This window comes from Gillisia sp. JM1, from assembly GCF_000424645.1.
Classification (GTDB): Bacteria; Bacteroidota; Bacteroidia; order Flavobacteriales; family Flavobacteriaceae; genus Gillisia.
In genome coordinates this window covers 181,508-199,763 of the sequence record NZ_AUKH01000007.1, presented here as the reverse complement: position 1 = coordinate 199,763, position 18,256 = coordinate 181,508, and the positions used below count along the sequence as shown (strand labels likewise).

Annotated in this window: 20 protein-coding genes and 1 riboswitch; of the genes, 14 read left to right on the top strand and 6 right to left on the bottom strand. The window is 34.6% G+C overall.

Going from position 1 to position 18,256, the window contains the following annotated elements:
* Positions 1-93: 93 nt before the first annotated feature.
* From H033_RS0100890 to H033_RS0100860, 7 genes are all read left to right on the top strand, one after another.
* Entirely contained in the window at positions 94-354 is a 261-nt protein-coding gene (locus H033_RS0100890; RefSeq protein ID WP_026836635.1) for a thiamine-binding protein, read from the top strand.
* Entirely contained in the window at positions 338-976 is a 639-nt protein-coding gene (gene pnuC, locus H033_RS0100885; RefSeq protein ID WP_026836634.1) for a nicotinamide riboside transporter PnuC, read from the top strand. The genes H033_RS0100890 and pnuC overlap by 17 nt, the downstream gene beginning before the upstream one ends.
* Positions 931-1,500: an AAA family ATPase gene (locus tag H033_RS0100880; RefSeq protein WP_026836633.1), complete on the top strand. Its 570-nt coding sequence runs from the start codon at positions 931-933 to the stop codon at positions 1,498-1,500. Before pnuC ends, H033_RS0100880 begins: the two co-directional genes overlap by 46 nt.
* Positions 1,497-3,050, top strand: a complete 1,554-nt coding sequence (locus tag H033_RS0100875) for a DUF4301 family protein (protein ID WP_026836632.1) — start codon at positions 1,497-1,499, stop codon at positions 3,048-3,050. The genes H033_RS0100880 and H033_RS0100875 overlap by 4 nt, the downstream gene beginning before the upstream one ends.
* A gap of 3 nt (positions 3,051-3,053) precedes the next feature.
* Complete coding sequence (gene arfB, locus H033_RS0100870) at positions 3,054-3,461, top strand: alternative ribosome rescue aminoacyl-tRNA hydrolase ArfB (RefSeq protein ID WP_026836631.1); 408 nt, start codon at positions 3,054-3,056, stop codon at positions 3,459-3,461.
* A 191-nt stretch (positions 3,462-3,652) separates the two neighbouring features.
* Positions 3,653-3,994, top strand: coding sequence for a hypothetical protein (locus H033_RS0100865; RefSeq protein WP_026836630.1), 342 nt, complete (start codon positions 3,653-3,655; stop codon positions 3,992-3,994).
* Positions 3,995-4,117: 123 nt separating this feature from the next.
* A complete protein-coding gene (locus tag H033_RS0100860) occupies positions 4,118-5,479 on the top strand; it encodes a sigma-54-dependent transcriptional regulator (RefSeq protein WP_026836629.1) in 1,362 nt (453 codons plus the stop codon).
* On the opposite strand, the gene H033_RS0100855 is transcribed toward H033_RS0100860, so the two are convergent.
* A complete protein-coding gene (locus H033_RS0100855) occupies positions 5,469-7,889 on the bottom strand; it encodes a hybrid sensor histidine kinase/response regulator (RefSeq protein ID WP_026836628.1) in 2,421 nt (806 codons plus the stop codon). The genes H033_RS0100860 and H033_RS0100855 overlap by 11 nt on opposite strands.
* A gap of 85 nt (positions 7,890-7,974) precedes the next feature.
* Positions 7,975-8,083: riboswitch (TPP riboswitch) on the top strand.
* A gap of 135 nt (positions 8,084-8,218) precedes the next feature.
* Between H033_RS0100855 and H033_RS0100850 the strand changes: the two genes are divergently transcribed.
* Positions 8,219-10,399 (top strand): TonB-dependent receptor, encoded by a 2,181-nt coding sequence (locus tag H033_RS0100850; RefSeq protein ID WP_026836627.1) that lies wholly within the window; start codon positions 8,219-8,221, stop codon positions 10,397-10,399.
* Positions 10,400-10,604: 205 nt separating this feature from the next.
* Here the strand turns inward: H033_RS0100850 and H033_RS0100845 are convergent, their stop codons facing one another.
* On the bottom strand, positions 10,605-11,039 hold the full coding sequence (locus H033_RS0100845; protein ID WP_026836626.1) for a hypothetical protein: 435 nt from the start codon (positions 11,037-11,039) through the stop codon (positions 10,605-10,607).
* 264 nt (positions 11,040-11,303) lie between these two features.
* Between H033_RS0100845 and greA the strand changes: the two genes are divergently transcribed.
* The 3 genes from greA to H033_RS0100830 all read left to right on the top strand — a co-directional run bounded on the left by greA (position 11,304) and on the right by H033_RS0100830 (position 12,675).
* Positions 11,304-11,780 (top strand): transcription elongation factor GreA, encoded by a 477-nt coding sequence (gene greA, locus H033_RS0100840; RefSeq protein ID WP_026836625.1) that lies wholly within the window; start codon positions 11,304-11,306, stop codon positions 11,778-11,780.
* 95 nt (positions 11,781-11,875) lie between these two features.
* On the top strand, positions 11,876-12,265 hold the full coding sequence (locus H033_RS0100835) for an HIT family protein (protein ID WP_026836624.1): 390 nt from the start codon (positions 11,876-11,878) through the stop codon (positions 12,263-12,265).
* Positions 12,265-12,675, top strand: a complete 411-nt coding sequence (locus tag H033_RS0100830) for an acyl-CoA thioesterase (protein ID WP_026836623.1) — start codon at positions 12,265-12,267, stop codon at positions 12,673-12,675. The genes H033_RS0100835 and H033_RS0100830 overlap by 1 nt, the downstream gene beginning before the upstream one ends.
* On the opposite strand, the gene H033_RS0100825 is transcribed toward H033_RS0100830, so the two are convergent.
* A complete protein-coding gene (locus H033_RS0100825; RefSeq protein WP_026836622.1) occupies positions 12,669-13,820 on the bottom strand; it encodes a sensor histidine kinase in 1,152 nt (383 codons plus the stop codon). The two genes, H033_RS0100830 and H033_RS0100825, sit on opposite strands and share 7 nt — an antisense overlap.
* A 109-nt stretch (positions 13,821-13,929) precedes the next feature.
* On the opposite strand from H033_RS0100825, the gene H033_RS0100820 reads away from it, so the two are divergent.
* From H033_RS0100820 to aat, 3 genes are all read left to right on the top strand, one after another.
* Positions 13,930-14,808, top strand: a complete 879-nt coding sequence (locus H033_RS0100820) for a flavin reductase family protein (RefSeq protein ID WP_026836621.1) — start codon at positions 13,930-13,932, stop codon at positions 14,806-14,808.
* Position 14,809: 1 nt separating this feature from the next.
* A complete protein-coding gene (locus H033_RS0100815) occupies positions 14,810-15,184 on the top strand; it encodes a DUF3127 domain-containing protein (RefSeq protein WP_026836620.1) in 375 nt (124 codons plus the stop codon).
* Positions 15,185-15,368: 184 nt separating this feature from the next.
* On the top strand, positions 15,369-15,938 hold the full coding sequence (aat, locus tag H033_RS0100810) for a leucyl/phenylalanyl-tRNA--protein transferase (protein ID WP_231367531.1): 570 nt from the start codon (positions 15,369-15,371) through the stop codon (positions 15,936-15,938).
* 51 nt (positions 15,939-15,989) lie between these two features.
* Here the strand turns inward: aat and H033_RS0100805 are convergent, their stop codons facing one another.
* The 3 genes from H033_RS0100805 to H033_RS0100795 are packed head-to-tail and all read right to left on the bottom strand — an operon-like array spanning position 15,990 to position 18,234.
* On the bottom strand, positions 15,990-16,931 hold the full coding sequence (locus H033_RS0100805) for an endonuclease/exonuclease/phosphatase family protein (RefSeq protein ID WP_026836618.1): 942 nt from the start codon (positions 16,929-16,931) through the stop codon (positions 15,990-15,992).
* Positions 16,932-16,945: 14 nt separating this feature from the next.
* Positions 16,946-17,512 carry a DNA-3-methyladenine glycosylase I gene (locus tag H033_RS0100800; protein WP_026836617.1) on the bottom strand — a complete coding sequence of 189 codons (567 nt, stop codon included), beginning with the start codon at positions 17,510-17,512 and terminating at the stop codon, positions 16,946-16,948.
* A 5-nt stretch (positions 17,513-17,517) separates the two neighbouring features.
* Positions 17,518-18,234, bottom strand: a complete 717-nt coding sequence (locus tag H033_RS0100795) for an energy transducer TonB (RefSeq protein ID WP_026836616.1) — start codon at positions 18,232-18,234, stop codon at positions 17,518-17,520.
* Between the last annotated feature and the right edge of the window lie 22 nt (positions 18,235-18,256).

Here is an 18,256-nt window from a genome sequence, read left to right as displayed (position 1 = left end):
CACTTCACTTTTCCACCTAAAATTATAAGCTCCAAATTTCACCCGATGATCCTTAAAATATATTTAAATTTGATAATCGTAAAAAAATAATACATGAAAATTTCCGTAGAACTTACCCTTACTCCTTTACAGGATGAATATGAACCTGCAATTATCAATTTCATTAAGAAATTAAGAGCTTCCGGATTAACTGTTTTGGAAAATCCATTAAGCACTCAGGTGTATGGGGAGTATGATAAAGTGATGGAAGTTTTGAATAAAGAAATGAAGACCGCATTAGAATCTGTAGAACGAGGACTACTTTATATTAAAATTGTAAAATCTGACAGAAGCGAGTATGCAGCCGATTTTTGATTTCTTTTTTGGGCAATACTATGAGTACCCTACATTATTTATATATCTAGAGGTTATAGCTGTAATTTTTGGTTTTCTATCTGTTTGGTATTCCAAGCAAGAGAACATTTTGGTATATCCAACAGGGATTATAAGTACCCTTATTTTTGTATATCTCTTATGGCAATGGGAGTTGTTGGGAGATATGATGATAAATGCTTACTATTTTGCTATGAGTATATACGGTTGGTATATTTGGACGAGAAAAGTGGATGCTACCCATTTTACTCCAGTAACAAAAATGAATAAGAAGGAACATGTCTGGTCCATTTTAATATTTGTTGCCACCTTATTGTTTGTGTTTGGAGTCTATGAATATTTTGAAAAATGGAATAATTGGACTGCATATATAGATACTATTACAACAGCAATCTTTTTTGTTGGAATGTGGCTAATGGCAAGAAAGAAGATTGAGAACTGGATCTTTTGGATCGTTGGTGATATCATTTCAGTACCACTATATTTTTATAAAGGCTTAACCTTAACTAGCTTTCAATATTTATTATTTACAATTATAGCCGTTTTTGGTTATTTCGCATGGAAGAAAAGCTTAAACAAAAACCTTCAGCCTGTTTTAAAGTAGTATTGTTCGGGCCGGAGTCTACCGGTAAAACTACTATGGCAAAAAAACTTGCGGCTCATTTCAAAACTGAATGGGTTGCAGAATATATGAGAGAGTATCTTCAAAAAAAATGGGATTCTAAAAAAGAAGTCTGCGTACCAGAAGATCTTATAACTATTGCTGAAGGCCAAATGGAACGAGAAAACAAAAAAGCTAAAACAGCTAATGAAGTATTGTTTTGTGATACAGATCTATTGGAATTAAGCGTCTATTCCAAAGCTTATTATAATGGGTTTTGTGAACCTTCTATTCTTAAACATGCGTTAAACAATTGGTATGACCTTTACTTTTTAACTAATATTGATGTTCCTTGGGTTCCAGACGATCTGCGGGACAAACCCCATGATAGGGAAGGTATGTTTAATAAATTTAAAAGCTCCCTACGCTTTCATAACAGGCCTTTTGTTGAATTAAAAGGTAATGAGAACGAACGGTTTGAAACTGCGGTTTCAGCAATTAATGAATTATTAAAGTCAAAAAATTGAAGTTTAGCCAGAAAGATATCGCCCAGATTCAAGAAAAGGGACTTAGTTTAAAAGAAATAGAAGACCAAATCGCTATTTTTAAGCGGGGTAATAAAGCTGTTAAGATATTGGCTGCTGCTACCTTGGGAAATGGAATTAGTCAGGTAGATAACAAACAAGCTGATAAGTTCATTTGTATATTTGAAGATTTAAAAAATAATCTTAAGCTCCTTAATTTTATTCCAGCATCTGGTGCAGCTACAAGAATGTTTAAAGAATTATATGTCTTTGTTGAAAATTTTGATCCTGATAAAGATTCATTGCAGGAATATTTCAGAAGAAATGAAACTAAGAAACTAGAGCATTTTTTAAGCGAGCTCCATAAGTTGCCTTTCTATGAAGAAACGCTTTCTTCAGCAATTAAAAATTTTCCAGAATTTAAGAATAGCTCCGCAGATATTCAAAAATACTATTTAGTAAGATCTATGTTGTTTAAGCCCGGACTGGAGCTTGGGAATTTTCCTAAAGGCTTAGTACCTTTCCATAGATATAAAGATTTTACAGCTACAGCTTTCGAAGAGCATCTTTATGAAACTGGCACTTATGCTGAAAAAAACAATAAAGCCAATCTTCATTTTACCGTTTCCAAAGAACATTTAGATAAATTTAAAAGGGAATACGATGAGATAAGATCTCGGGTTGAGGAACAAACAGGTACTACTTTTCAAATTGGTTTTTCTTTTCAAGATTCAAAGACAGATACTATTGCTGTAGATCCTTCTAATGTATTTTTCAGGTCTTCCAGCGAAGAAATATTTTTTAGACCAGGAGGTCATGGAGCACTTATAGAAAATCTCAATAATCTCGATGCCGATCTTGTTTTTATTAAGAATATAGATAATCTGGTAACCGCATCTAATAGAAAAGAAGTGGCATTTTATAAAAAAATGCTAGCCGGATATTTATTGAAGGTTCAGCAAGAATGTTTTTACTATTTAGAAATTTTAGATGCTCAGGATTTCTCTGAGACCAGCCTTCAGCAAATTATCCAATTTTCAAAAGATCAATTATCACTAAGTTTTTCAAACGATGTTGAATCAGTTTCAGAAGTAAAACAGATACATAAATTAAAGCAACTACTAAATAGGCCATTACGTGTATGTGGAATGGTTAAAAATGAAGGAGAGCCGGGTGGAGGACCGTTTTTAGTGGAATTTGAAAATGGAGATTCTTCCCTTCAAATAATAGAAGGAGCACAAATAGATTCTAAGAATCCACAACAAAAAGAAATAGCACAAAACTCCACTCATTTTAATCCTGTAGATCTGGTATGCGGATTAAAAGATTATAAAGGAGAGAAATTCGATCTTAACAAATTTGTAGACCCAGAGATGAGTTTTATTACCTCTAAAACTAAGGATGGGAAAGCTTTAAAAGCTCTGGAACTTCCGGGTTTATGGAATGGAGCTATGGCAAAGTGGAATACTGTTTTTGTAGAGGTTCCTGTTTCTACATTTAATCCGGTGAAAACTATTGGAGATCTTTTAAAATCGAGTCATCAGCCTAAATAGATCATGCCTAATCTAGCTACACTTTTTAATGAGGTTTCGTTTAAAGCTGTTCGCAGTTCTGGTGCTGGGGGACAACATGTAAATAAAACATCTTCTAAAGTGATCCTCACTTTTAATGTTGAACAATCTTCTGGTCTTTCAGAAGAAGAAAAGCAATTGTTAAGTAAAAAATTGCAAAGCAGATTAACTCTCAATAACGAATTGATACTAGATTGTAGTGAAACTAGAAGTCAGCATAAAAATAAAGAGCTGGTTCTTGACAGGTTTAAAGAAATTGTTTTGGCGGGACTTACTAAACCCAAAAAGAGAAAAAAGACGAAGCCTAGCAGGGCTTCAAAATTTAAACGACTGCGCAAAAAGAAAATGCATTCAGAGAAAAAAACTAATAGGCGTAAGCCAGATCATTCATAAACTTACTTAAAACTGGGTAAAATATCCCCGTTTTAAAAACTGTAATCTACACTTTTCACATATTTCCACTACCAAAAAATTAACTTAAAGTCATCATTTATAGCCTCTTGCGTTAATATTTGCTTAAATGGTACAATTATTCGTTAAGATTAGACACTAAAACTTAGTATTAACTTTATATACTGACTATTATGAAAAAGTTAGGTTTAATACTGTTAGCAATAGGCTTATTTTTTACTGCTGCAAATGCTCAAGTAGAAGAATTGCAGACTGAGGTAGAAGTAAAAAAAGAATTAGTAGTTGCAGGAGATGAATTTGAGAAAATAGAGGTTTCGGCATTACCAGAAGCAGTTACTGCAGCAATTTTAACTCAATTTCCAGAGGCTATTACCACAGAAGCTTTTGTAAAGCAAGATGAGGAAGAGGTGATATATAAAGTTAAATTGGATCTTAAAGGACAAATGAAAAAAGTCTATTTGGATTCAGCAGGAAACTGGATAAAAAAAGAAGATAAGAAAGAGGAGTCTAACTAGCCAACCAATCTTTCTGAATAAAAAGAGCTGACATTGCGGTCAGCTCTTTTTTTGTTTTAATATGTACGTCTTTAAAAGAACCATAATTCGTAAATTTGCGAGATAATAAACCAAAGACCAATTATGGTATCCATTCTTATAGTAGAAGACGATGTGGCATTTGCAACAATGTTAAAAACCTTTTTTGAAAAAAAGGGTTATAAGGTGGACACTTCTTTTTCTGCCGCAGAAGCCTTTAAAAAAATCAAGGCAAACCCATATGAAGTGATACTTACCGATGTGAGATTGCCCGATAGTGATGGGTTGGAAGTGCTATTCGAAGTTAAATCTAACTACCCCACAGCACAGGTTATTGTAATGACCAATTATGCTGAAATACATATGGCTGTTACAGCTATGAAAAATGGAGCTTTTGATTATGTTTCAAAACCATTTAGGCCAGAAGCCATTCTTCAGACCATTGAAAATGCTTTAGACCAGAAGAATTTAAATGGAAATATGATCTCTCAGGAAGAAGTTCTTCCGAAGAAAAAACAAAAAATAAAAGCAGCTGAGTCTTCTTCAGAATTTGTGAAAGGAGTAAGTGATGCAGCTATAAAACTAAATGATTATATAGAACTCGTAGCACCAACCAATATGTCAGTCTTAATCATAGGGGAAAGTGGAACAGGAAAAGAACAAGTTGCCAAAAGCATACATAATAAAAGCAAGAGAAAAGCCGCGCCTTTTATTGCAGTAGATTGTGGGGCAATTCCAAAAGAGATCGCCTCCAGTGAATTCTTTGGACATGTGAAAGGATCTTTTACGGGAGCCATTCAAGATAAAACTGGACACTTTGAAGCAGCCAATGGTGGTACTTTATTTTTGGATGAAATTGGTAATTTAAGTTATGGATTGCAAGTACAATTGTTACGTGCTTTGCAGGAACGTAAAATTAAGCCTGTAGGGAGCAGCCACGAAATAAAAGTTGATATTAGAGTAGTAACGGCTACGAACGAAGATTTAACCAAAGCCGTAAAAGAAGGGAATTTTAGAGAAGACCTTTATCATAGGTTAAATGAATTTTCTATTAAAGTTCCAGCATTGCGCGAGAGACGTGAAGATTTAATGCTTTTTGCAGATAATTTTCTTGACCAGGCAAATGAAGATCTTGAAAAAGAGGTAGTTGGGTTTAGTGATGAAGCAACTGAAGCTTTTAAAAATTACAGTTGGCCGGGAAATCTACGGGAACTAAAGAATATGGTGAAAAGATCCGTGTTACTTGCTCAGGCTGATATAATCCCACTTAAAGTATTGCCACATGAGATTTCATTGGCTAAAAGCAGCGATGAATCATACAGTTTATTCAAGAATAAAAACGAAGAATCTTTAATCCTAGATGCGCTGGAAAAAGCACAAGGAAATAAGAGTAAGGCTGCAAGACTTTTAGATATAGATAGGAAAACACTTTATAACAAACTGAAGCAGTACGATATTAAACTATAATTTCTCTCTCTAGCTTCTCTAAAAGCGCTTCTATTTCGGTTATCAATCCTTTAATTTTTTGATCTTCAAAATATTCTGGCACTTCCTTTTCCAACTGCTGTAATTGAAAAACGATATTTCGAGTATTTAGCTGCTTATACATTGGCAGCATTTTGTGTGCGATAGCAGTGATTTTGCTTTTGTTCTTATTTATAATTGCTTTGTTTATTGCTGCCAGGTTTTTTCTACTAGCATCTACAAAAACTTTTAAAATAGTATTCAAAGCATCTTTATCGTCACCTGCGAATAATAAGATCTCCTTTAAGGAAAATTCTTCCGAGCTTTCCCTTGTTTGAATTTTAATTTCCGAGTTTGTTTCTAGTTCTAGATTCAAAACATCTCCAATTTTTTGCAATAGCTCTTGTGGCTTATATGGTTTTAATAAATTCCCAGAGAAACCGGCATCTAAATAATCGCTGCTAGAAAGGGTGGTTCTACCCGAGGCCGCAATCACAGGAATGTGTTTTAACTTCTTTTTAGATTGAATTGCATTTAGTAATTCAAATCCATCCATGCTTGGCATTTGAATATCTGTAAGGACTAGATCGTATTTTTTTCTTCCTAATTTTTCCAGAGCCTCTTTCCCATCTTGTGCTATATCACAATGCATCCCAATAGATTTTATAAGTTCTCGGGAAAGTGCCAGTTGAGAGGATTCGTCATCTACCGCGAGAATATTTTTCCCGTATAAGTGGGTATTGCTAATTGGTGACTCAGTAATAATTTCTAGACTGTCTTTTAGTTTTATAACCGGAATTCTTACTGTAAATTCACTTCCTATTCCAGGGTCGCTTTCTAAGGATAGTTCCCCTTTTAATAATTTAGTTATTCGTTTAGAGATAGCTAGACCAAGCCCAGTTCCGCCATATTTTTTTTCTATTTGGCGGTGTTCCTGAGAAAACTCTTCGAAAATTTCTTTCTGTTTGTCTTTTGAAATACCAAGACCTGTATCTTTTATTTTATAGGTTAAGATATAGCTGTCTTCTATTTGTTTTTCTAGGCTAACAGATATTGTTAAGCTTCCTTTTTCAGTAAATTTATAGGAGTTATTAATAAGGTTAGAGAGTATTTGTTTGATCCTAAAGGGATCACTTAACACATTTACATCTGCATTTTCTTCAGCTTCAACGATTAATTCTAGATTTTTAGGGTCGTCTTCAGGAATAATATTATAGAAGGTTTCTTCCAGTAATTTTTTGGCATTAAAAGGCAATTTTTCAATCTGCATTTTACCAGCCTCCAGTTTAGAGAGATCTAAAAGATCATTAACTAAATGGAGAATGAATTCTGAACTTTTCCTGAGGTGGCCCAGATAATGTTCTTGCTTGTTGTTAAGAGGTGTTTTGCCAATTAATTCTGTATAGCCAAGCACCGTATTAAGAGGAGATCTTAGGTCGTGTGTGATAGTTGCCATGAATTGCTCCCGGCGAATCATTAAAGACTCTGTAAAGGCTTTGGCTTCCTCCAGTTGAATTCTATATCGCTGACTTCTGGAAACATCCCTAATTATTAGAAATAGAAAAAACAACACAATTAGCACACTTGTAATGCCTACAAAAAGGAGTATTCGCGAAATTTCATTCAGCATTTTTTGAGACCTCTTAGCTCTATTAAATGTCGTAGCTCTTTCCTCTTGCTCTACAGATGCCAATAAATTTCTTAATTGGTCATTTAGGATGATATCATTATCGAGTAATTCGTTTTCTTTCTTGTTGATTATAGCTCTGAATTTTTGATTTTCACGCTCTAATTCATTTAATACTTTTTTTACTGAGGTCACTAAAGAATCTGCACTAATACTGGAAAGTTGTTCTTGATTTTCTTCTTTGGAGAATTCTAACAATCTGATTAGAACCCTTCTTTGGTGAGGTTCTAAATTTGCAAAACGCTTATCGTAATCGTTATCTTTAAAGGATTCATCTACTTTTTCTAATTCCTGAATCACCTCTGTATAAAAACTCGTATTCCTATCTCTTGATCGAAGTTTTAATAATTCCTCCAAGTTTTGGCTCTTTCGGGATAATAAGTTGGAAATACTATCCAATTCAATTTTCATAACCGAATCTGCATAGGTGGTCTTAAGAACATTGATACTTTCTTGAATGCCATCTATTTGCCCACTATATCTATTAAGATCTGTAGTGTCACCTGTTTGAATAAATTGGCGACCTGTACTTTCTGTTTCGTAAAGAGCGGTAGCTATTTCACTTACTAACACTAATTGCTGATTGTTAATGTTGTTGGACTGATTTATAGAAGAAAACTTCACCACCTGTTCATAGGTGAACCATACAGCCATAGCGGCAACCGCAGCTACCATTAGGTACCCAATAATTACCTTAAAAGTTATGGAGCGCTTTGTGTTTTGCATTAGCAAATTATCGCTAAAATTACGCCAATTCTTTTAAATTTTGGTATTGATGTAGGAAATCAAAAAAACCTTATTACATTTGTCGAACATCTCAAAGGGGTGCTATTATAAGATTTATTTCTGAAGAATAGCTGAGATTATACCCAACGAACCTGGGCAGGTAATGCTGCCAAGGGATACGGATACTCGAAAGAGTGTCAAATTTGTTTAGACCCCTTTATAGATCTTCAAGATAGATTTATTAAGGGTTTTTTTATACGCGAATTTTCGCACTAAATTTAAATCAAGAATAATCGCCCCTTTTATTCGTAACACCATTAATGTAACGAATGAAACATTTATTTCTATTACCTACAGCTCTTTTAATAACCGCATTAGGTTATGCTCAACAAAAAAACGACACGCTAAGAAAACCCGTGGAAACACTGGATGAAGTCTTAGTACAAGCCATCAGGGTAGATGCAGATTCTCCTGTAACCCACTCAGATATTTCTAAAAAGGAACTTGAAAAACGCAATTTAGGGCAGGATATTCCTTACCTCTTAAATTATTTACCTTCTGTGGTAACCACTTCAGATGCTGGTGCTGGAGTAGGATATACCTATATTAGAGTTAGAGGAAGCGATGCTTCTCGAGTAAATGTAACCCTCAACGGAATTCCATTTAACGATTCTGAAAGTCAAGGATCTTTTTGGGTTAATTTGCCAGATTTTGCATCTTCAGTTCAAAGCCTTCAATTGCAAAGAGGAGTAGGTACTTCTACCAATGGATCTGGAGCTTTTGGAGCGAGTTTAAATTTGCTTTCCGATGCTGTTTCCGAAGAAGCTTATGGAGAGATTTCTAATTCTGTTGGTTCTTTTGGGACTAGAAAACATAATGTAAAATTAAGCACAGGCTTGTTGCAGGATCATGTAGAGATCTCCGGGAGATTATCTACAATAGTTTCCGACGGGTATGTAGATCGAGCTTCTTCCGATCTTAAATCTTACTTTTTACAAGCTGCTTATGTAGATGATAATACTTTAATAAAAGCTATCACCTTTGGAGGACATGAAAAAACGTATCAATCTTGGTTTGGGATAGATAAAGAAACTCTGGAGAATGACCGAACTTTCAATCCTGCGGGCATGTATACAGATACCGAGGGAAATACTCAATTTTATGATAATGAAGTAGATAATTATAAGCAGGATCATTATCAGTTGCACTGGAATGAGCGGTTTAACAATTACTGGTCTACTAATCTTGGCTTAAATTATACCTACGGAAGAGGGTATTTCGAACAATATAAGGAAGATGAAGATTTTGAAGATTATAATTTTACACCCATAGAAATTGGTGGGGAAACCATTAATTCTACAAATCTTATAAGACGCAGATGGCTGGATAACGATTATTATGTGTTGAATGCAAATGCAACTTATAAGAACTCTAAATTAGAAGTAACTTCTGGAGCATTTTATAGTTTGTATGAAGGTGATCATTTTGGAGAGGTTATCTGGGCTAGATTTGCCAGTGATTCTGAAATAAGGGACAAGTATTATTTTAGTGATGCAACTAAAACTGAATTTACTGTATTCTCTAAAGCTACTTATAAGCTAGATAATAAATGGCAATTTTTTATTGATCTTCAAGGGAGGTTTATAGATTACTCCACAGGTGGGATCACCTCAGACCTTGTAGGTATAGATGTTGATAAAAGCTTTGAATTTTTCAATCCAAAAGCGGGGATCACATATCAGTTAAATCCAAGCAATCAGTTTTATGCTTACTACGGAAGAGCAAACAGGGAGCCTACCAGAAACGATTTTGAAGAAGGAATTAGTACCGCTGAAAAATTGAACGATTTTGAATTAGGCTGGAGATATGATAAACCTAATTTTAAGGTGAACTCGAATCTTTACGTGATGGATTATAAAGATCAGTTAGTGCTTTCAGGAGCCTTAAACGATGTGGGAGCTCCATTAAGAACTACCAGTGGGAACAGTTATAGATTAGGTTTAGAAATAGATGCCGACTGGCAAATATCTAGTAAATGGAGCTTGATGCCTAATATTGCTTTAAGCACAAATAAAAATCAAGATTTTGTCGCTTCTATAGATGGGGCTTTGGTAGATCTTGGAAATACCAATATTTCTTATTCCCCAGAAATTGTTGCCTCTAATATGTTCGTTTATTCACCTAAAGAGAATTTACAAATAGGCTTGCTATCTAAATTTGTAGGTGAGCAGTATTTAGGGAACATAGATAGCGAAGCTTCTAAGTTGGATAGTTTCTTTGTAAATGACCTAAATGTGGTGTATGAATTAAGAAATATTCCAGTTTTTAAATCCATCGTTTTTAATGCCTTGGTAAATAATATTTTTGATATTAAATATGTGTCCAATGGATATTTCTTTACTTATGATGACGATTTTTCTATTCCCGGAGAAATAACCACAATAGAGGGAGCAGGTTATTATCCGCAGGCTGGAATTAATTTCTTGGCTGGAGCCACCTTAAAATTTTAATCTCTCATTGAGAGATCAATTAGGTGAAACTTATCTCAAAAATTTTAAAAGTATTTTCATTCCGAAATATCGGGGCAAACCTAGAAGATTCTCATATAATAAAAAGAATTTTGTGCGGTAGGGATCAATTTTCAAGATTGATGCACAAAAAAAGTCGTCATTCTTAATTTAGAATGGCGACTTATATTTTTTATAAAAAAAGGCTTTAGTTAAATACCTCTAACGTATTTCCGTTTTTACTTACTCTATAGGGTTTCATGGTGTATTGGCCGCTCCCGTTGGTAAGCTCCCCCGTTAGAATGTTATAACTGTTGCCATCATCACAATCACATTTAGCAATAACTCCCTGTACTCGCAAAGTTGAACAATCACTTAAAGGGTGGTTGGGATCGCTTAATTCAAAAGCAGTGAACTGAGAGTTATTAATGTTATAAACAACTACACCATTAATCCCGGTATTATAAGTAGAATAACTATTTCCGGGAAAATTTAAAGCGTTATATTCTGGTAAGTTTAAATCAAGATTCAATCTAAAACTCACATTTATTAAATTGGGATTATCTATTCTATCGTCAGCATTGGTACTGCAAGAGTTAAGGAGTAAAAGTAGCATTAATAAACTACAAAGTTTTTGAATCATTTTAATTGGATTTTGGGCTTAAGAAATATATTGCTTTCAAAATTTAAATTTATTATATTTGTGTATATAAATCCCGTCTTATGTGGGATTTTTTGTATTTATTAGCAAGATTTTGAAATTTAAACGCATATAAAACAGGCCTAAATTAGGTTCTCCAAACCCTATTACTTTTGGAGTTTGGAATTTATAAAATCACGATACAGTTATAGGTAATGAGGAGTGTCAGGTGAATTCCTTTAACTGCTATTGATAAACGATAAAATTATGAGTAAAGTATCTTATTATACACTTGAAGGCTTAAAAAAGCTGAAAGATGAACTTAATCAATTAAGAGATATCGAGCGTCCTAAAGCATCTGAAGCAATTGCTGAAGCTCGCGATAAGGGAGATTTGAGTGAGAATGCAGAATATGATGCAGCAAAAGAAGCACAGGGATTATTAGAAATGAGAATTGCTAAAATGGAAGAAGTGGCCTCTAATGCACGAGTTATAGATGAATCTCAGTTGGACATTTCAAAAGCTTTAGTTCACTCCTTGGTTAAAATTAAAAATAAAACCAACGGATCAGAAATGACCTATAAGTTGGTGGCTCAAAGTGAAGCCGATATTAAAACCGGTAAGATTTCTGTTGAATCACCAATTGGAAAAGGATTACTGGGAAAACAGGTGGGAGATACTGCAGAAATTAGTGTTCCTAATGGTACAATGGAATTTGAAGTACTTGAGATCTGGAGAGAATGAATTTAAATTTTAAATAAAAAAAATATAACCTTTTCTGTGTCTTTTAAGAGATGCCATGAAAAGGTTTTTCAATTTTAATATATACAACAATAGTTATGTCTACAATTTTTTCTAAAATCATCAGCGGGGAACTTCCCTCTTATAAGATTGCCGAGACCGATAAATTTCTTGCTTTCTTAGACATTAATCCTAATGCAAAAGGACACACTCTATGTATTCCAAAAGAGGAAGTTGATAAATTGTTTGAATTAGATGACGAAACCTATATGGGATTAATGAGTTTTTCCAAAAAGGTAGCAATGGCTCTAGAAGAAGCGGTTCCTTGTAAACGAGTGGGAATGGCAGTGATTGGACTGGAAGTACCACATGTACATGTTCATTTAATCCCACTAAATAAAATGAAGGATATGGACTTCGGTAAAAAGTTGAATTTTTCACATGATCAATTATCGAGATTAGCAGAAGAGATCAAGGAGAATTTATAATGGATTATTCAGATTATAAACTTAGTATAGACTTAAGGATAGACTGGAGCGATCTGGACATGTATAAACATGTAAATAATCTGACATTTATCAGATTCATGCAAACAGGAAGAGCGCTTTTTTGGGAAGCAACTGGACTAACTGAAATTTATGAAGCTACCCATAGAGGGCCAATGGTGGTATCTACACATTGCGATTTTAAAAAATCTTTATATTATCCTGGAACTGCCATTGTAAAAACAAAACTGGCATTTATTAAGAATAGCAGTTTTGGTCTAGGTCATATTATTTTGAATGAAGACATGGAAGTTTGTGCCGAGGGTCGTGATATTGCTGTTTGCTTCGATTTTAATTTGAATAAAACTTACACCATCCCGGATAATCTTAGGGCAATCATGAAGAATTATTGAATCTTTCTCAGGGCTATTTGGAAAGTTGATCCCTTATTAAGTTCACTTTCATAAACCTTGATCTTTCCATTATGATATTCTTCCACAATTCGTTTGGAAAGTGAAAGACCAAGCCCCCAACCTCTCTTTTTTGTGGTAAATCCCGGATTAAAAATAGTATAGTACTTACTTTTTGGGATCCCCTTTCCGCTATCTTTTATGTAAATATAAACCCAATGTGGATCCTGCTTTATTTGTATATCAAGATTTCCTTTTCCTTTCATAGCATCAATAGCATTCCTTACCAGGTTCTCTATGGTCCAACTAAATAGAGATTCATTTAAATTCACATAAATAGGGCTGTGCGGTGTAGAAAGCTTAAAGTTGATGAGTCGCGAACTTCGGGTAAATAGATAGTTATAACTCTCCTTGATCGCAATAACAATATCGGTTTCAGAGAGGATAGGAGTAGAACCTATTTTAGAAAACCTATCGGTGATAGTTCGTAATCTTTCTATATCTTTTTCAATTTCAGAAATATAGGACTTGTTAACATTTTCTTCTTTCAAAATTTCTGTCCATCCAATTAAAGATGATAATGGTGTACCTATTTGGTGCGCGGTTTCTTTTGCCATTCCCGCCCATAATTTATTTTGCTCGCTAGATTTTGTGGTGGTGTAAAAGAAATAGACAACCCCTATAAACAGAAATATAATAAGTAATAATCCAATAGGATAATATTTGATTTTTGTGAGCAGCGGCGAATTTCCATAGTAGATCTTATGAACTTGGTTTTTCCCCAAAACCATTTCTATAGGTTCATTTTCCGACTTTAATTCACTAAAATATTCATCCAGTTTCTTTTGATTTCCCCTTGTTTCTATTGGAATATTTAATCCGTCTACAATTTCCCCCTTTTCATTTATCCAAATGGTAGGGATAGTAGTGTTGGTATTAAGAATTCTCAAAGTGAGATCGATATCAGTGTCCCCGGTGGCTTTATCTAGAAATGCCTGTGCTGCAGTCCATAATTCCATTTTATCTCGCTCATCCTGTTTTAAGCGTTCAAAAAAAATGGAGGTGTTCCATAAAATAAGCGCTACAATGAGTAGGGAGGAGATAATAATGAACCAACGTGCAAAGTTTCGTTCGTTTGTAAAATTCATGAAGCCTTATTTAGAAGGATTTAAATATAACCGTTTTCTGTTGATATTATTGTTGAAATACGGTTTTTCATTCCTAAGGCTATTCGTTACCTTTGTGAAAAATCGCTGAATGCTATCTATAGATCCTAAGGAAATTAGTACAGGAAAAAGACATCAATATTTGCTGGGAGCAATAGGTCCAAGACCCATTGCATTTGCAAGCACATTAGACGAAAATGGTAAGCCAAACTTGTCACCATTCAGTTTTTTTAATGTGTTTAGCGCCAATCCACCTATCTTGATATTTTCTCCTGCGAGAAGGGGTCGTGATAATACTGTTAAGCATACTTATTTGAATGCAAAAGCAACCAAGGAAGTGGTGATTAATGTTGTAGATTATAAGATCGTACAACAAATGTCACTTTCTAGCACAGAATACCCTGAAGGGGTTAATGAGTTTGAAAAAGCTGGTTTTACTATGCTGAAATCTGATGTTGTAAAACCTTTTAGAGTTGCAGAATCTCCTGCGCAGTTCGAGTGCAAGATCCTAGAAGTAAAGGAGCTTGGGGAAGAAGGAGGAGCAGGTAATTTGGTAATTTGTGAAGTAGTAAAAATGCATTTTGATGAAGCTATTTTAGATGCTGAAGGTTTTATAGATCAGCATAAAATAGATCAAGTAGCAAGAATGGGAGGAAATTGGTATACCAGAGCCAATATGGGTCTTTTTGAAGTGCCTAAACCATTGTCTTCTCTCGGGATGGGTGTAGATCAAATTCCGCAGGAAATTAGAAACAGTAAATTTCTAACAGGGAATGATCTTGGTAAACTTGGGAATGTAGAAGTTTTACCTTCCGAAGAAGAAATAAATGCATTTATAAATGAGGATATTAATGCCTCGAGCTTGGTGAAATCTGGAGATCTTAAAAAGATCCATAAGCAAGCACAAGAATATTTAGAGAAAGAAGATCCGGCAAAAGCCTGGAAAATATTATTAGCAAAATCAAATTAAAATGGAAGTAGAAGGAAAAATAAAAATGATTGGTGAAACCCAAACATTTGGAAGTAATGGATTTAGAAAAAGAGAGCTTGTTGTAACAACTGAAGAACAGTATCCACAATATATCATGGTGGAGTTTGTACAAGATAAAACAGACCTATTGAATAACTACCAAGTTGGACAACCAGTAAAAATTGGAGTCAATTTAAGAGGTCGGGAATGGGTGAATCCTCAGGGAGAAACTAAATATTTTAATTCTATTCAAGGTTGGAGAATAGAGAATTTGCAAGCTGGTAGTGCTGCTCCAGGTCAAACTCCTCCACCTGCAGATCAATTTGAGCCTGCTCAAGATCTTAAGGATGAAGATTACGACGATTTACCTTTTTAAGGTCTAAGACCTCAAGAATATCATATATTTAAAGCTTAGCATCTTAAATTAAGAGGCTAAGCTTTTCTTTTTATTTGCTAAATTGAATTAATCCAATTATTAGTACCCTAGAATTTTGAGTTCTTCAATTCCATATCAAAAATTTCCATCCGTGGAATTTGCAAACCCAGACGGGCTTCTCGCAATGGGAGGAGACCTTTCAGTGGAACGGCTGCTAGATGCATATAATCTCGGTATCTTTCCCTGGTATGATGCATCAGAGCCTATTCTTTGGTGGAGCCCAGACCCTAGAATGGTGTTGTTTCCTGAAAATTTAAAAGTTTCCAAGAGTATGCGACAGCTGATCAAAAAGGAAGTTTTTCAAGTTACCTATAATCAGGATTTTATGGCCGTAATAGAAAACTGTGCTGTGATTAAACGTGATGGTCAGAATGGTACCTGGATCACGCAGCAGATCAAAGATGCCTATTTGAAACTTCATCATTTGGGAATAGTTCAATCTGTTGAGGTCTGGCAAAATGATGAATTGGTTGGCGGACTGTATGGTATTTACCTGAAAGAGAAAAAAGTCTTCTGCGGAGAAAGTATGTTCGCTAAAGTTAGCAATGCCTCCAAATACGGATTTATCAGGTATGTAAGAAAATTGAAAGCTGAAGGAGTTTCCCTTATAGATTGCCAGATCTATACTGAACATTTAAAAAGTTTGGGAGCTACTGAAATTCCTAGGAAAGAGTTTTTGGATTATTTGAAATAAGATCTTTCAAAAAAATCAAGAACCTCGGGAATTTAAACCCTCAAGGAGGGATTAAATTCCAATTTTTATGAAAATAGGTAAATGATCTGACCCAATATTTTTTTCTGTTCTCCTTTCTAAAACCTTAAGTTCTCCCCCAATTAAACAATGATCTAAGGTGGTTCTTAATGTGTAAAAATCGGCTGGCCATGTGGTAGCTACTCCGAATCCATTTCTAGAATCTACTAGATTCGCATTAGTAAGAAGGTCTCTAAAATGCGATGAAAAAGAAGAAGTGTTTAGATCTCCTATCAGGATAAAATTCTCTGAAAAGCTATCCCGTTTTCTAGCAATATCTTGTAATTGACTATTTCTTGAATCAAAAGTTCTTGGACTAATAGGAGGAACAGGATGGGTGGCTAATATGCTGAGTGGTTTATCACCAAAAACTAAATCTGCTTTTATAGATGATTTAGAGCTGTTTTCAAAATAAATAACAGAAGAACTCATTTTTATTTTGCTGAATAAAGCAATTCCAAAATTGTCATTTCTTTGTTTTACTTCGTGAAATTGATAGGATTTAAAAACTTCATTTAATTGATTTTCCCAATGAGGTGTCAATTCCATTAAAACCAAAATATCAGGATCTTTCTCTTCAATTAACTCTAAAACTTCAGTGGAATTAGTGTTTGAGGATAAAAGATTTATGGAAAGAATTGTCAATTCTTGTTCAGTATTTTCAGAAACAATCACAGGAGAAATATATAAAGGAACTACATAGATTGCATTCCAAATGAAAAGGAGAACTAGAATTATTAAGGGTGTTTTATTTCTTTGAAGCCCCACCAATACCATAAAAAGCAAAATCAATACTAATACAACTGAGTACTGAACCCGGAAATGAGACATTAGATCTATCAACCAAATATTAGGGAACAGGGTTGGCAGTATAGTGAAGATCGCAACGCAGAAGGGCAGGAAGAAAAGTAAATTTCTGGCAAATTTGGTTTTCATCTAGAATTCTCTGTTTAAACTTCGTAATATCTAAAACAATCCACTTCATGATCGTTTATCATCCCCGTAGCTTGCATGTGGGCATAGACCACTGTGGAACCCACAAATTTGAATCCTCGTTTTTTTAGTTCTTTGCTTAGGGCATCACTTATTGGGGTAGTAGGAGGAGCTTTTTTATAATCTACCACAGCGTTTTGAATAGGGGTCCCATCTACAAATCCCCATATATAGTTGCTAAAGCTGCCAAACTCTTGCTGAATTTTTATAAATAACTGCGCATTGGTAACTGTGCTTCTAACTTTTAGCTTATTCCGAATAATTCCAGCATCTTGCAAAAGCTCCTGAATTTTTTCTTCAGAATAATTCGCAATCTTTTTATAGTTGAAATCATCAAAGGCTTTTCTGAAATTTTCTCTTTTCCGAAGAATAGTGATCCAACTTAAGCCTGCCTGAAAAGTTTCTAAAACCAAGAATTCAAAAATAGTTGCATCATCATAAACCGGAACACCCCATTCTTCGTCGTGATAGGCTTCATATAATGGATCGCCCATGCACCAACCACAACGTTTCTTGTCGCTCATACTACTTAAGGCTTAAAATTATAGGTAATTGTTCCCAATTGGGAAGAACGTCCCGGCATCGAGCTAAAATAGGCCTGATTCGCGTATTCCTCAGCCTGATCTGTCAAACATTCATTATTAGTAGAAGAACTTCCTTTGTTGACACTTGTGGAAATAACCCGCCCATCTTGATTAACAGTGATATTAATTACCACTTTTCCAGATCTGTCGCAGGTGTAAATAGGATTTGGAATCTCTATAGCTGTTCGCCCTCTTAGGGAATAAGAAATAGAGCTATTATCTATTCCGCCTTTCTGAACAGATTTAATTTCTGAAGAATTATTCCCATCAGATTGTTTTTTTGGTTCTTTCTTCTTTGCTGAAGCGAGATTATAACTACCAACAGTGTTGGACGCATTCTCATCTGAAGATTCTAATTCGGCAGCGCTGTTTTTCTGAAAGATCTCGTTTAATTGATCGTTAAAATTAGCATCTCTTGCTTCTTGATTTTGGTTGAAGGCTTGATGGGTTTCAACATTCTCCCGAGCTTTCGTGGGTAGCAATTCTTCTGGTTCCTTTTCTTCTTCCACAGCTTCTTCAGCTTTAAAGCTATCGAGATCCACTAATAGTTCTCGTTCTTTTTGAATATTATTTGAGAGATTTAAATTAAATAAGCTCAAAAATAATACAGCAAAAAACAAAAGAGTGATGATCAAGGCTTTATGTCTGTCAAAAAAATCCATAGAGTTTAAACTTCGAAAACTT

Coding starts and splice junctions, on each gene's coding strand:
- H033_RS0100855 (WP_026836628.1), bottom strand. CDS start 7,889: ATGCAAAACACAAAGCGCTCCATAACTTTTAAGGTAATTATTGGGTAC.
- H033_RS0100805 (WP_026836618.1), bottom strand. CDS start 16,931: ATGAAAACCAAATTTGCCAGAAATTTACTTTTCTTCCTGCCCTTCTGC.
- H033_RS0100880 (WP_026836633.1), top strand. CDS start 931: ATGGAAGAAAAGCTTAAACAAAAACCTTCAGCCTGTTTTAAAGTAGTA.
- greA (WP_026836625.1), top strand. CDS start 11,304: ATGAGTAAAGTATCTTATTATACACTTGAAGGCTTAAAAAAGCTGAAA.
- H033_RS0100795 (WP_026836616.1), bottom strand. CDS start 18,234: ATGGATTTTTTTGACAGACATAAAGCCTTGATCATCACTCTTTTGTTT.
- arfB (WP_026836631.1), top strand. CDS start 3,054: ATGCCTAATCTAGCTACACTTTTTAATGAGGTTTCGTTTAAAGCTGTT.
- H033_RS0100860 (WP_026836629.1), top strand. CDS start 4,118: ATGGTATCCATTCTTATAGTAGAAGACGATGTGGCATTTGCAACAATG.
- H033_RS0100850 (WP_026836627.1), top strand. CDS start 8,219: ATGAAACATTTATTTCTATTACCTACAGCTCTTTTAATAACCGCATTA.
- H033_RS0100865 (WP_026836630.1), top strand. CDS start 3,653: ATGAAAAAGTTAGGTTTAATACTGTTAGCAATAGGCTTATTTTTTACT.
- H033_RS0100815 (WP_026836620.1), top strand. CDS start 14,810: ATGGAAGTAGAAGGAAAAATAAAAATGATTGGTGAAACCCAAACATTT.
- H033_RS0100890 (WP_026836635.1), top strand. CDS start 94: ATGAAAATTTCCGTAGAACTTACCCTTACTCCTTTACAGGATGAATAT.
- pnuC (WP_026836634.1), top strand. CDS start 338: ATGCAGCCGATTTTTGATTTCTTTTTTGGGCAATACTATGAGTACCCT.
- H033_RS0100800 (WP_026836617.1), bottom strand. CDS start 17,512: ATGAGCGACAAGAAACGTTGTGGTTGGTGCATGGGCGATCCATTATAT.
- aat (WP_231367531.1), top strand. CDS start 15,369: ATGGGAGGAGACCTTTCAGTGGAACGGCTGCTAGATGCATATAATCTC.
- H033_RS0100830 (WP_026836623.1), top strand. CDS start 12,265: ATGGATTATTCAGATTATAAACTTAGTATAGACTTAAGGATAGACTGG.
- H033_RS0100845 (WP_026836626.1), bottom strand. CDS start 11,039: ATGATTCAAAAACTTTGTAGTTTATTAATGCTACTTTTACTCCTTAAC.
- H033_RS0100835 (WP_026836624.1), top strand. CDS start 11,876: ATGTCTACAATTTTTTCTAAAATCATCAGCGGGGAACTTCCCTCTTAT.
- H033_RS0100820 (WP_026836621.1), top strand. CDS start 13,930: ATGCTATCTATAGATCCTAAGGAAATTAGTACAGGAAAAAGACATCAA.
- H033_RS0100825 (WP_026836622.1), bottom strand. CDS start 13,820: ATGAATTTTACAAACGAACGAAACTTTGCACGTTGGTTCATTATTATC.